The organism is Paraburkholderia sp. SIMBA_030, assembly GCF_046535245.1.
In the GTDB taxonomy this organism is placed as follows: Bacteria; Pseudomonadota; Gammaproteobacteria; order Burkholderiales; family Burkholderiaceae; genus Paraburkholderia.
The window spans coordinates 1-265 of the sequence record NZ_JAWRXB010000744.1 but is presented as its reverse complement, the minus strand read 5'-3'; the positions used below and the strand labels follow the sequence as shown (position 1 = coordinate 265).

Genomic DNA, 265 nt, shown 5'->3' with positions numbered 1-265 from the left:
GACACGGTTTGAACCGAGATCCAAAAACGCATTGCTCAACGTATCATAAAGCTTCATATTGGCTTTTGGATACGTGTCTTCTAGCCACTGCGATGAAATGGTTGAACGCTGTGCATCAATAGAATGCGAGTCGATATCGCTGTTGTTACTAGGGTCAAAGCTGCTGTCTTTTTTAGCCAAAAAAACCAAGGCATTGCTAAAGTACGGATCGGTAAAGCTCACCTGCTGCGAACGCTCTGGAGTAACAGACATCGCGGCCACGATT

General features: G+C 45.7%; 1 protein-coding gene. It reads right to left on the bottom strand.

Features of this window, described 5'->3' with window-relative positions:
- On the bottom strand, positions 1 to 265 hold a 265-nt coding region (locus SB772_RS41945; RefSeq protein WP_410838766.1), incomplete at both ends, for a transporter substrate-binding domain-containing protein.